Annotated in this window: 9 protein-coding genes; 1 reads left to right on the top strand and 8 read right to left on the bottom strand. The window is 57.2% G+C overall.

The genetic code is table 11. From position 1 onward, the window contains the following. Window positions 1-152: 152 nt before the first annotated feature. The 8 genes from GH784_RS16750 to GH784_RS16715 form a co-directional block, all read right to left on the bottom strand. Window positions 153-383 carry a BrnA antitoxin family protein gene (locus GH784_RS16750; RefSeq protein ID WP_003517125.1) on the bottom strand — a complete coding sequence of 77 codons (231 nt, stop codon included), beginning with the start codon at window positions 381-383 and terminating at the stop codon, window positions 153-155. Between the two features lie 295 nt (window positions 384-678). Continuing rightward, window positions 679-2,436, bottom strand: a complete 1,758-nt coding sequence (gene ggt / locus GH784_RS16745; protein ID WP_065687610.1) for a gamma-glutamyltransferase — start codon at window positions 2,434-2,436, stop codon at window positions 679-681. Between the two features lie 522 nt (window positions 2,437-2,958). Next, on the bottom strand, window positions 2,959-3,684 hold the full coding sequence (locus GH784_RS16740) for an ATP-binding cassette domain-containing protein (protein ID WP_081308463.1): 726 nt from the start codon (window positions 3,682-3,684) through the stop codon (window positions 2,959-2,961). Window positions 3,685-3,795: 111 nt separating this feature from the next. After that, window positions 3,796-5,775: a Fe(3+)-hydroxamate ABC transporter permease FhuB gene (gene fhuB, locus GH784_RS16735; protein ID WP_065687611.1), complete on the bottom strand. Its 1,980-nt coding sequence runs from the start codon at window positions 5,773-5,775 to the stop codon at window positions 3,796-3,798. Next, a complete protein-coding gene (locus GH784_RS16730; RefSeq protein WP_081308457.1) occupies window positions 5,772-6,596 on the bottom strand; it encodes an ABC transporter substrate-binding protein in 825 nt (274 codons plus the stop codon). The genes fhuB and GH784_RS16730 overlap by 4 nt, the downstream gene beginning before the upstream one ends. A 67-nt stretch (window positions 6,597-6,663) precedes the next feature. After that, entirely contained in the window at window positions 6,664-9,138 is a 2,475-nt protein-coding gene (locus GH784_RS16725; RefSeq protein ID WP_236736203.1) for a TonB-dependent siderophore receptor, read from the bottom strand. A 101-nt stretch (window positions 9,139-9,239) separates the two neighbouring features. Continuing rightward, window positions 9,240-10,181, bottom strand: a complete 942-nt coding sequence (locus tag GH784_RS16720) for a FecR family protein (protein WP_153793584.1) — start codon at window positions 10,179-10,181, stop codon at window positions 9,240-9,242. 32 nt (window positions 10,182-10,213) lie between these two features. Further along, window positions 10,214-10,726, bottom strand: a complete 513-nt coding sequence (locus tag GH784_RS16715; RefSeq protein ID WP_003517117.1) for an RNA polymerase sigma factor — start codon at window positions 10,724-10,726, stop codon at window positions 10,214-10,216. 614 nt (window positions 10,727-11,340) lie between these two features. Here GH784_RS16715 and GH784_RS16710 point away from each other — a divergent pair. Beyond that, window positions 11,341-12,795: an HlyD family secretion protein gene (locus tag GH784_RS16710; RefSeq protein ID WP_065687613.1), complete on the top strand. Its 1,455-nt coding sequence runs from the start codon at window positions 11,341-11,343 to the stop codon at window positions 12,793-12,795. Window positions 12,796-12,836 lie beyond the last annotated feature (41 nt).

Here is a 12,836-nt window from a genome sequence, read left to right as displayed (position 1 = left end):
GAGCGCCTTCAACGCGGAGAAGGCCTTCTCGTTTCGACAGAGGTCCGGGCTGACTGTGAATGGCGCATGATTGCGCCACGCTTGCCCAACGAGCCGCGAGGCCGAAAAGCGGCAGCTAATGACGAAGTACGTGGTCGGGACCCTTCAAGAGCTTAATTGGACCCATTCATTGCGGCTCGCAAGGTATCGTTGATGCGCTCCTGCCAGCCCGGACCGTCGGCTTGAAAATGCGCGAGCACATCGCTGTCGATTTTCAATGATACAAGCTCTTTGGTGTTAGGAATTGCAGGCCGTTCAACGGCTGGCGCTGCGACCTTCTTTGCCGGTTTGAATAGCGCCTCTGCTGCGTCTTTCGGATTGGACGGTCGTCGGGGTGTTGCCATGGTCATATATCCTCTTGTGTCGTGCGCTTGAACAGCGCAGCCTGTCAGTTTCTGTTTGCAGGCTGTATGTCAAACACAGCGGTGGTCGCAACCCACGTGTAGTGGTTAGCCGAAAGAACGTAATTGCTGCCGATAAACCGTCAGCCTCCCCCGCGCAATCTGGAAGAGATCGTGCACCGTTATCCACAATTGCATCAGGAGGCCGCAGGTTCTTGTCAAGGTGTTAGCGCCCCTTGGCGAGATACACACCCTTCGTGTTGACCTATTCTCATGCCCTTTCCGCTGGCGGAGCGTTTCACTCCCCTGCCGCCACTCCCTCGCGTCGTGGATCCGCGCTGCCGATCAAACCTTCGGCGGTTATCTCGATGGCATGCAAACCGGAATTCATCTCGCCCGGTTTCACCTCGTAACCCAGCGCCTTCAGTGGCCCTGCCAGACCTTCCGCGCTTGTACCGGCCTCGATGTCGTAGGTGCCGAAGCGGTTGATGAGATGCGGCTGGGAGACAATCGCCTCTACAGGCATGCCCCAATCGATATAGGCGATCAGCGCCTGCGCTACATAGCCGATGATCTGGCTGCCGCCCGGCGAACCGATGGCGAGCAGCGGTTTGCCACCCTTCATCACGATCGTCGGGGCCATGGAGGAGCGCGGTCGTTTGCCTGGCTCAACGCGGTTGGCGATCGGCAGACCGCCATCATGGGTCTTGAAGGAAAAGTCCGTCAACTCATTATTGAGCAGGAAGCCGTTCGTCATCAGACGCGAGCCGAAGCCGCTTTCGATCGTTGTCGTCATCGAGACCACGTTGCCGTCCTTGTCGACGATGACAAAATGGCTTGTGGAGGGCAACTCGATCGCCGCATCCCGGCCGAAAAGCAGCGCGTGGTCCCATTCCGGCTCGCCGGCCTTGACGGCATCGTTGGTCAACGCCTTATCGCCGTCGAGCAGCTTTGCCCTCTCGCCCAAATAGGTCTTGTCCAACAGGCCCTTGATCGGCAGCGGCACGAAATCGGTGTCAGCGACGTAACGCTCGCGGTCGGCGAAGGCGAGACGCTGGGCGTCGCCGATAATGCGCCAACTGTCGACATTTTTTGGCCCAAGCGCCTTGAGATCAAAATTCTCCACCAGACCAAGCATCTGGCCGATGGCGATTCCGCCCGACGACGGCGGCCCCATGCCGCAAACGTCAAGAGCACGATAGGCAAAGCAGACCGGCTCGCGCTCGACGACCCGATAGTTGGAAAGATCGGCCAGCGACAGCACGCCGGGATTGTCGGCCGCCTCGCGCACAGCCTTGACGATAGCCTCGGCAATTCGCCCTTTGTAAAAGGCATCGGCGCCGCCTTTGGCGAGCGCCGCAAGCGTCTCGGCATAGGCCGGGTTCTTCAAAGGAACGCCGGCCTGCGGGGCGGCCCCGGAGGTGTCAAAGAAATAGGACCGGGGTTCTGTATATTTCTTCAACCGGTCCCCCTCGGACGCGATCAGGGAGGCAAGGCGTGGCGACACCTTAAAGCCCTCGGTAGCCAGCGTTTCCGCCGGCTTCAGCAGGCTTGCCCATTCGGCCTTTCCATAGCGTTTGTGGGCTTCCTCCAGAAGTCGCACCGTTCCCGGCGTGCCAACAGAGCGGCCACCGACCACTCCGTCCATGAATTTTAGCGGTTGACCTTTGTCATCCAGGAATAGCTTCGGTGTGGCTTCCATCGGCGCCGTCTCGCGGCCGTCAAACGTGGTCAACTTGCCGCTTTTTGCGTCGTAATAGACGAGGAAGGCACCCCCACCGAGACCGGAACTCTGCGGTTCAACGAGGCCGAGCATTGCCTGCACCGCCACCATTGCATCGATGGCGTTGCCGCCCCTGGCGATCACATCACGCCCTGCCTCAGTCGCCAGCGGATTGGCCGCCGCTACCATGAAGCTCTTTGACTCGATGCGTTTGGCAGTCGCAATATCGGTCGCTTTTTCGGGCGCCACCGTGTCGGACGCCTGCTGCGCGGAGGCGACTGCGGTGGAAAGCATAAAGGCGAAAAATGCCTCACCGAGAAATCTCATTTTCATCAGCCAAATCCTCCAGCGACGTACAACTCGTTAATGTAGCAGGGCATTCAACTGAGCCAGCAGGCAGGCCGAACCTTTATCGACCACGGCACGGCCACTTTTAGAACTCTTCCTTCACTGATGCAAAGCTTCGGCCTTCACCGGTATTTCAGCCCCGTCCGTTGGCACGCACCGCTATTGAGCGTCTGTCTGGCGCGCCGCTCTTTTTCGACACTATGGTGGCTGTCTCGCCGCATGTCCATCATGTCGAAGGGTCGACCTATCGTTGGAAAACGGAAATCTGCTCATTTCCCATCCGACAAGCCTTTCGAGTTGGTATATAGCGGCGGACTTCTCTGCCTTCTTCAGGAAACCGGAAGGCAGGCTCGTATTATTTTTCCAACAGTATAGATGGGCAGGTTGGTGTTCATCCAGGCCACGAGCTGGAGGTAATGACATAGGACGGAACGCAAGGGCAGTAAATGCAGGCGCTGTTGTCTCCACGCATCTGCCTTAATAACGGCGTCGCCGGTTCTGATCCTTTCAACTGCGTGGATATGCCAGCGGTAGACCGCTATCAGGATGGCGCATAACGCCCATTCGCGTCTCGTAGATTGCTTGCAGTTGATCCGGGGCCACGATGTCCTCTGGTCCTCCACGTGCAATGAGTTTTCCACAATGAAGTGCCAGGATTTCGTCACAAAAGCGAGCCGCCATGTTCACGTCGTGGAGCACGACGATGGCCCCAAGTCCACGCTCGTCAACGAGCCGGCGAATAAGCGTGAGAATGTCGATCTGGTGGGCGATATCAAGGGCCGAGGTCGGCTCATCAAGGAGGAGACAATCAGGGTTTTGCGCAACGAGCATCGCGAGCCAGACCCGCTGCCGCTCCCCACCTGAAAGCGTATCGATGAAGCGGGCGCGATAACGCTCCACGTCTGTCAGCCTCATCGCTTCCTCCACCCTCGTCTTGTCCTCGGGGCCAAACCGGCCAAGAGCGCCGTGCCATGGATATCGCCCGAGCGCGACTAGCTCACTGACAAGCATACCTGCAGTATCGGGCGCCTGCTGGGGCAAATAGGCCACCTTACGAGCGAACGGCCTGCTGCCCCATTCATGCAAGTCTTTTCCATCAAAGGAAATCTTGCCAGCACTGAGTGGATTTTGGCGGGCCAGGAGCTTGATCAATGTCGACTTGCCAGAGCCATTGTGCCCGATCAGGCCGATAATTCGCCGTGCTGGCAAACCTATTGTCAGTGGTTCGAGCAAAACCCGAGTTCCGACGGAGAAACTGGCCCGCTCCAACTCAAAAAAGGGTATCCTCGAGATGGTTCTCGTTCTGCTGTCTTCGGATATCTGAACCAAGGCTGTTACCTCATTTTAGAACCTGGGGCTTTGTCTGCCCCGCGAGCGGATCACCCACAGAAAGTATGGCCCCCCGATAAAGGCGGCGATGACGCCTGCGGGAATCTCATAGGGAAAGTCGGCAGCCCGTCCCAACCAGTCGGCTGAGATCATCAGCGTTGCGCCGACCGCGCTCGCCGTGAGAAGCGTCAGGATTTGGCCGCGTGCCCCGGCCGCTCGGGCGATGTGGGGTGCCATCATGCCGACGAAGCTTAACGGGCCAACAATCACGGTCGCAGCTCCCGTCAGGACGGCAATGAACAGCAAAAGCACGAGGCGGGATCGCGCCGGATTGAGTCCAAGAGAGCGTGCAGTGCTGTCCCCAAGCGCCAAGACCTCTAGCGGGCGGCGCAAGAGTGGCGAGATGGCCAGCCCGATCAAAACCAAGGCTGCAGCGATGCTCGCGACGAAGCCGGTTGCACGAAAGGTAGGGCCCATGGTCCACGCCAGAATGTAACTTGCGCGCGGATCGCCACTGGCGACAATGAGCGAAATTATCGCAGTCGCGAGCGCACTGATGGCTATGCCAGACAGAAGAACAGGTCCAGGCGCATAGCTTTTCCCTTTTGCCACAAGCAGAATGATCGCAAACGCGGCGACTGCACCGGTTATGCCGCCGGCAAGCGGCAAAATAGGCGACGCCATTCCTCCGGCGAAGAAAGCTGCGATAATCCCCAGTCCGGCTCCGGCACTGATGCCGAGCCCTTCCGGGCTCGCTATGGGATTACGCGTGATTGTTTGTGTGAGGGAACCCGCAATGGCCAGCATTGCGCCAGCACTTGCCGAGGTCAGGACCCTTGGCCATCGACCGGCAAACAACACGGATGTTTCCACCCCGCCAGCTATGAAGCTCTCGGTCAGCGAGAACAACGCGATAACGGCAGCAATGGCAAGAGAACCAGGCAGCAAAAAGCAGCCTGCCAGAGGGTTCTCTCTTTGGTTCAGGGCATTGCTGTTAAGCTGGTCAATGGAATGGGGTACATGTTTGATGAGTACCAACATCACTATGGCGCCGATGATTGCGGTGGCGGTACCCGTTGGCACCTCACCGACGACGGGCGCTCCAGCAAGCACGAGACTGTCAGCGAGCAGCAGGAGGCCGGCACCAAGCAGTCCTCCCCACAGCAGTCGTTGGCGGAGCGTTCGAGCGCCAACTATTCGGGCGAGGTTGGTGGCTGCAAGGCCGACGAACGCGATGACGCCGACGCGGGCTACAACAACAGCCGACAGTACGGTTGCGATAAACAGTACCACCGCGCGCAATCCGCCCGGGGACAGTCCGAGGCTGCGGGCACGGCTTTCATCAAGACCGATAACTGAAAGCGGTCGAAAGAACAGCAACAGCAGCGGTATCAGCACGATCATGCGCAAGGCCAATGCGGTCGCGTTGGAATAGTCATTCTGGATGAGTGAACCACTTCCCCAGATGAACACCCCGCGCAGATATTCGTGGTGAAACAAGGCTAGTATGACGGAGGCCGAGCCGGCGGAAAAGCTGATCACCATCCCGCAGAGAAGGAGTGTCATCGGTGCGAAGTTTGAAGCTTTTCCCAGTCCCGCAACGAGTGTTACGGCGACAAGGCCGCCCACAAGCCCGGCTATCTCGCGCTCGCCTGCCGTAACTGCAACTGTAGAAAGGGAAAGAAGGGTGATCGCCAACTGAGCGCCAGAAAGTATCCCGAGCGTCGAGGGTTCTGCCAGAGGGTTTTTCAGGAGCTGCTGGAATATTACACCCGTGAAAGCAAGCGCACCACCAGCCAAAAGAGCGACGAGGAACCGTGGGACAATCGAGAAATAGACATAGATCTGGCCGAACGAAGCTGGATCCGGCTGCCATAAGGCCGCTGGAATGTCGGAGATCGCCACATAGTGACCAACGGCAAAGGCGTGGAGCGCGATCGCTGCCAGTGTGATGGTAAAGGCGAGGCGCGGTGGGGTGATGAAACGGTTTCTCATGCGATGCCGAGACTCTGCCGCAGGACTTCGGCAAACCGCATTGCTGATGGAAACGCGCCAAATACCCATGTGGGTGGAATCATCGATACACGACCATTCCGTACGGCCGGCAAGGCGTTCCATAGTGCGCTTTGCAAAAAAAGGCCCGGTGGACCCGGCTCGATGATGACCAGTCTTGCTTCAGGATAGCGCGCGATCGCCTCCAAACCCGCCGTTGCGAAGCCCCAGTTATTGGTCTTGCCATCCCATGCGTTGGCAATGCCGATCCGTTTCAGGACATCATCGAACAAGCCACCTGCGCCGTAGATATCGATAAGCCTGTCATCCGTAAACTTGATGATCAAAAGGGCGCGCCCGTCGTAGTCTTTTGCGTTGTGAGCTATCGCGTCCAGTCTCGAATAGGACAGTTCCAAATAGTCTGTCGCACGCTTTTCCCTGCCAATGCGACGTGCAATCTCCTTGAGGGCGTGTTCTGCGGCAAGCAATGGTTGCCGGGCGGGGCCGTAAAGCGGTAGCGCAAGGGTTGGAGCAATCGCGCCGAGACGTTCAGCAGAGATACCATATCCGGCTTGAGACACGATCAGCTCGGGTTTCAGGGCTCTTAGCAGTTCAACGTTCGGCCATGATCTCAGGCCAAGGTCGATCGTGTCTGTCGAAAGTGCAGGTGTTACAACGCGGTCACCGTAAAGAGGGGCTTCGGCAACAGCAAATGGCTTGTAGTCCAGAGCGAGAAGGCTTTCTGCCCAGCCCCAGTCCAACACGGCGAGCCGATGCGTTTCCGTGCTTGCTGTTGCCACTGCTGGCAGGAAAACGGAAGCCAACCCGGCGGTGAATTGCCGCCGCGTCAGCCTGTAATCACGATTTGGGTAACGAGCGTCAGACACAATCCTACCAGCTATACTTGAGAGTAGCGTAGACGGTGCGACCCTCGCCCCAATAGCATCCCGTCGCAGCAATGCAGGTCGAGACATACTTGCGGTCGAATATGTTGCTGACATTCAGCGACGCCTTCAAACCTTCCAGCTTCGGGTCTGCCTTGCCGAAATCGTAGCGAACGGCAGCATCAAATACGGTGTATGAGGGGATGTCGAATTTGTTGGCATTGTCGCCAAAAGTCTGACCGGTGTAACGGGCGCCACCGCCAAAGCTCAGACCATCCCAGATGGTCGATGTCTGCAGTGTGTAGTCCAGCCAAAGCGATGCCTGCTGGCGTGGGACAAAGGCAAAGCGATTGCCCTCGTTGCTGATACCGGCAGCATTTGGATTGGCTCTGGTGATCTCGCTGTCGGTGTATGCATAAGATGCCAAGACAGAGAACGCGTCTGTGATTTCCGCCTTGCCCTCAAGTTCGACACCGCGCATCCTGACTTGGCCCGTCTGCAGACTGTAGTTCGTGAATCCGGGGGTCGTATCTGGCGACAGGACATTGTCCTGTGTGAGGTGATAGGCAGAAAGGGTGACGAAGCTGTTGCTACCGTTGGGCTGGTACTTGACCCCAACCTCGAACTGTTCACCGGTAGTAGGCTCGAAGGCGTTACCCAAACGGTCGGTGCCGCTGGCCGGATTGAAGGAGGTTGAGTAGCCGGCGTATGGCGACAAACCGTTGTCAAAATTATAGACGAGGCCGGCCCTCCAGGTAAACTTGCCGTCTCTCTGATCGACCTGATTGTCAGCGACGCTCGTCCGGGTCCTCGTATCTGTATTTGCCCAGTCGTAGCGGCCACCGAGCGAGAACACGAAATTGTTCCACTCCATCTGATCCTGAGCGTAGAGCCCGATCTGGCTGCGGTCCTGATCGATCCGTGTTGCGATCGGCGGGCGCGTGATCGCCGTTGCGCCGTAGACGGGGTCAAGTCCATTGAAGGGAGTGAAAATTGGGGAAAGCGCGGACTCTTCGTAGCGGCTGCTTTCGTAGGAATAGTCTAGGCCGAACAATGCGGTATGAGCGACGTCCCCCGTTTGGAAATTTCCGATCGCTTGGTTGTCCACGGTGACGGCGCGGGCACTTTCGGGAAACGCCCAGGCATATCGGTAGAAGGCCGTGGGATTGCAGGCTGCCGGGCAATAGGGCTGAACGCGCTGAGTATCTGTTCCGATATAGGAGTAGCGAAGGTTCTGTCTGATGGTCCAGGTGTCATCGACTTCGTGTTCAAACTCGTAACCGACAGATGCCTGGTCGCTCTTGTAGTGGTCGTAACCCGGTTCGCCTGGGAATGCACTGCGGGGCAATTCCGGATACATGCGGGTATAGAGTGTGCCGTTCGCGGGAAGCGCCGGCGCTCCGCCGCCGCCGGGAGAGTCGATGTGCTGATAGCTACCGTAAACCGTCAGTGATGTTCCCTCATCCGCCTTGAAAGTGAATGAAGGCGCAATATATCCCTTCTTCTCGCGCACATAGTCATACTGGGTATCGGTCAACCGGCCGACGCCGACGATGCGGTAGAGGAAGCTGTCATCGTCACCAGCGCCACCGCCGAGATCGAATGCTGTCTGTATACGCTTATCGGTGCCGAACTGCATCTCCACTTCATTGAGAGCAGTTGCGCTCGGCCGTTTTGATACCATGTTGATCAGACCGCCGGGATCGCCCTGGCCATAGAGGACCGATGCTGGACCCTTGAGGACTTCGGCGCGCTCGAGGCTGAACGGTTCGACACGTGGCTGGGCGTAGCCGCGCGATCCAAACGGTAGGCGCAGGCCATCCAGATATCGACTTGGTCGAAATCCACGTATCGTAAACCAGTCATAGCGCGAATCGTCGCCATATTGGCTGATGACGCCTGGCGTATAGCGAAGAGCCTGGGTCAGCGTGGTCGAACCTTGAGCAGCAATCTGGTCTTTCGTTACAACATTGACGGCCTGTGGAGTGTCTTTGAGTGAGGTGCCCGTCTTCGTCGCTGTGGCGCTCTGTGTGGCGACAAACCCCTCTACAGGCCCACGAGCGTTCTCTCCCTGCACGACGATGGGCTCAAGGATTGTCGCGCCAACCGCACTGGCGCTTGACGAGGAGTTTTGCGGGTTGATCAAAAGGACCGTATTTGCGGTCGTAAATCGGAAGGTCAGTCCTGTGCCCGCGAGAAGGCGTCTAAGCGCGCCCTCAGCCGAGAGATTTCCGGCTGTACCGACGCTGCGCAGGTTTGCCGGCAGAGGACCGTCAAAAGCGACATCGATACCGGTCACCGATGAGAAGCGCACCAGCGCAGCCGACAGGGGCTGACCGGAGATCGCAAATTCGTAGCTCTTGGCGGTCTGAGCAACTGCTCCTGTTGACAAGACGACGGTGGTGAAACTGGCGCAGGCGGCCAACAACATTATACGGTACAGTCTCATGCGAAAGCCGCCGGCTTGGTTTTTCTGTGTCACTCGTTTTGCCCCCTGCAAACGGACCAATACCCGAGCATTTTCGGGCTTCTGAACAGGGGACGTTTCAGCTTGGAAAAAACCTCGGTCGATTTTCTGATTTTTTATTGCGGATAGATCAACGTCAGCAAAGGCGAGTAGCTGGCAATACGGATAGGCAGGCCGTGCTCCAGATTTTCCAGTATCCGACCGGCCCTGCGCACGTCCACGATGATGCTGATCGGCCGGCGGGCCAGGGCTCTGTCCATGACAATCATCTTGCCGTAGCGCCATTTTGACAGGGCAGCAACGACATCCTCGAACGGAGCCGAGATGAAAACGAGCCTTCCGCTTCGCCACGAAAGTCTCGTCTCAATATCCGTCTGTGATGGCACCGACAGTTTGTCATTGGCGAAAAGCACGGACTGTCCCTCCTGGACAATCCGCTCTTGGCTCAACGATGAGACCTTTACCGTATGTTCTGCAACCGCAACGACGATACCTTCCTCATGCATCCCAACGGAAAACTGAGTGCCAAGCGCTAAAGCTCTAAGGTCCCTACAATCAACAGAGAACGGTCGAGCAGCGTCCCGCGCGACGGTGAAAAACGCTTCGCCTTGTTGTAAAATGACGTGTCGCTGGCCCGCCGTGAAATTTAACGATATGGCGCTCGCCGTCGACAGTTCGGCAACCGATCCGTCGGGCAAGGAGAAGCGCGCGGTCTCTCCGACGCCCGTCCGGTAATCTGTTTGCTGCCTTAAATATGCGTGCGTCCCAAGCCCGGCGGTGGTCAGGATAGCAAGTGCACCGCCGGATTTGAGGATTTTTCGCCGTCTGACAGATGCAGGGCTTGATACCTCTGGCAGGGCCGAGGCTCCAAGCCACAAACGCTCCAGTTCGGCATAGGCTCTCGCATGGGCCGGGCTTTGTTCGAGCCAAACCCTGAAATTGGCACGGTCGAGTGGTGTCGCGCTGTCATCGAGAAGCAGCGCGAACCATTCGGCTGCACGGCGTGATATCTCTGGATCATTGTCAGGACAGTGCTCCTGAAGGGAAAAATCCTGCATCCGCCGCCTCATTCTTAGCCGCCATGCGACTTTTAGCGCTCGTAGTTGACCTCTGCACGCAACCGCTCAAGCGCCACGACCATGTGACCAAAGACCGTTTTGGGCGATATTCCCAGTCGTTCGCCAATCTCGACATATGTCAGGCCGTCAATACGAGCGAGGATAAAAACCTGCTGGGCGCGTGCAGGCATGTGTTCCAGTGCGGCCTGAACGCGAAGCAGTTCCTGACGGCTGATGGTAGCTGCTTCCGCAGATGGTGCGGGATCACGAATGGATTCAAGGCCTTCGATCCCGTCGACAAAGGGGGCGATCTTGCGGCGGCGTTCGTGATCAAGCGCAAGATTGCGGCCGGTAATCATGAAATAGGCTGCCAGGTCGACAACATCACGTAACAGGCCCGGCCGTTCCCAAAAGCGAAGAAAAGTATCCTGAAGGAGATCTGCAGTTGTCGCCGGGCAATGGACCCGACGGTAGATGACGCGCATCAGACGAGAGCGTACGCCCATAAAGGTCTCGAGGATTTCAGGGTGTTTTGCGCTTTCCATGAAAACGCTGCTACCATTGGCTCGGGATCAAATCAAGATAAGATGAAATTTGCAATCAAGTTTTTACGCCGCCAAGCGCTTGCGTATTGCAGCTGATTTGATCGGCTCGCCATTGATGCTTGTGATGCCCAGCAGCAATCTGCTCTTCGCAGAGCCTTCTCCGTACCCGGCGAAGGCGGAACCGACGCCATGCCGAATGTCACAGCTTGGCGTGTTGCCAGGACCAGATCTTGTTCCGACGCCTTTTTGGCGACCGCGAATGCTGACCTGTGGACGCCGGCCTATCGAAAGTTGGATATGAAAAACCAGACTCGTGCCGCTGCCTTGGACAAGCGGATGCTTCTATAGGTTGCAACCTGGGCGGCCGGGTGAGAGCCCGCATAATAACCAGATGCCATTTAAAAGGCACAGCTGATACGAAACGATTGAAATTTAGCTCTGTAGTTTTTCGTGGACGAGTTTTTGCGATTTCAACGCTGGCAGATGCCTATGATTTAGGCGATATCGAAAAATTTATTAATGCAATCTTAACGATGTTGCGTCGCAAAAAAACTTAGTGAACTATTTTAATACTGCGGGAGGAAAGGCTGTTCAACAAAACAGGAGTTGATATCATGCTGTTCCGCAATAGAGACAAAGAAGTGCGCCAAAGTGCGTCGGTGAAGCTGGCCTCCTATACTGTCCTTGGCGTTGTCGCCACGGTGTTTTCATCTTCTGTGTTTCCGCCGGTCTTCACATCCCAGACGAACCGCGCCCTCATCAATGCACCAGTCATTCCGCTGACGACACCGATCAGCGGTGTGGTAAAGATATCCGACAAGAACGGTAAGGCTGCTATTGAAAACGACAAGGTCGACAATACCACGCTCATCGGCCTGAAGGTGCAATTGGCAGCACTCGATAATGAACTTCGCCAGAAGAACGGAATTATTGGCGACTATGCCAGCCGCATCGACGATTTGAACAGGGATCTTGCCAGTCAGCAGGCGGCGTTACTGCAAAGAACCGAATCTGACCTACAGGCAGCCAATGCAGCCTTGCAGATGGTGACCTATTCGACCCGAATTGCAAAAGCGGAAGCCACGCGAAAACAGAAGCTGATGGCGAAGGGGATGTATTCTGGAATCGGAGAAGATATAGCGGACACAATACAACTTGAAGATACAAAGCTGCAAGCTGCCAAAGTCGCCGTTGACAAACTCACCAAGGAAATGAACTTCGCGCGCCAAGGCATCTATATCGGCTCCGATTTGCAATCTCTGCAAAATCTTCAGCAGGAAATTCGCACACGGGCCGCAGATCTGCTGCAGATCCGGATGCAGATGACCACCATGCAGACGCGCAAAAGCGAGCTTGAAACGCTGGCATCGGCGGAGAGCGCACGTATTGAAAGGCTGACCCGCGCCGATCTTTCCATTCCACCGGGCACAACGCTCTACAAGCCCGTGGCTGCGACCGGCCGTGAAGTGGTTGCAGGCGACACGCTGGCGGAGGCGCTTGACTGTCGCAACGCTTTCGTCGTGGCGATTTTTTCAGAGCGTCAGGCACAGGCGCTTTCCGTCGGTTCTCGGGTGAAGGTGAGTTCCGATGCCTGGGCGGAAGAATCCGATGGGGTGGTGGAGCGCCTGGTGCCACGTACTACCGAACGTGTCGACCTGGATTATGCCGTGCCCTTTCCACCAACAGAGCGGCGAGAGCTTTACGCCTATATTCGCATGGACGGCAGGGCACAGGAAAAATTGACCGAGAACGGCGCCTGTTCGGTCGGCACGTGGGTGAGTGTGAGCCTGCCGCGCGAGTGGCTCGGCAAAACCCGGAACTATGTGCATGAAGCATCAGCCAGCCTGTTCCAGTTTGCAAAGACCTCCGTCAGCGAATTGCCGGATGTCAGGCAGGCCGCATGGGCACTGATCGAAACGTCGCGTGATACGCTATCCGCACACACTGGTATCGAGTGGCCACAACAGCGGCCGGACGTGCCTGGCCGGGCACATCAGCCCGATATCATCACCCAGCACCCTTTCGGCAATACGGATGCCACCGGAAAGGCACCGCGCACCCAATCCTGACACCCGCATGGATTGGACGGGCCCCTGCGGGAGTGCGATGC

Source organism: Agrobacterium tumefaciens (assembly GCF_009649785.1).
Taxonomy (GTDB): domain Bacteria; phylum Pseudomonadota; class Alphaproteobacteria; order Rhizobiales; family Rhizobiaceae; genus Agrobacterium; species Agrobacterium tumefaciens.
The sequence above is the reverse complement of the archived record's forward strand: the minus strand, read 5'-3'. Positions and strand labels throughout refer to the sequence as shown.

What these genes read in the sequence shown, in the direction of transcription:
- ggt (WP_065687610.1), bottom strand. Translation starts at nt 2,436, where the DNA reads ATGAAAATGAGATTTCTCGGTGAGGCATTTTTCGCCTTTATGCTTTCC.
- GH784_RS16715 (WP_003517117.1), bottom strand. Translation starts at nt 10,726, where the DNA reads ATGGAAAGCGCAAAACACCCTGAAATCCTCGAGACCTTTATGGGCGTA.
- fhuB (WP_065687611.1), bottom strand. Translation starts at nt 5,775, where the DNA reads ATGAGAAACCGTTTCATCACCCCACCGCGCCTCGCCTTTACCATCACA.
- GH784_RS16750 (WP_003517125.1), bottom strand. Translation starts at nt 383, where the DNA reads ATGGCAACACCCCGACGACCGTCCAATCCGAAAGACGCAGCAGAGGCG.
- GH784_RS16720 (WP_153793584.1), bottom strand. Translation starts at nt 10,181, where the DNA reads ATGCAGGATTTTTCCCTTCAGGAGCACTGTCCTGACAATGATCCAGAG.
- GH784_RS16710 (WP_065687613.1), top strand. Translation starts at nt 11,341, where the DNA reads ATGCTGTTCCGCAATAGAGACAAAGAAGTGCGCCAAAGTGCGTCGGTG.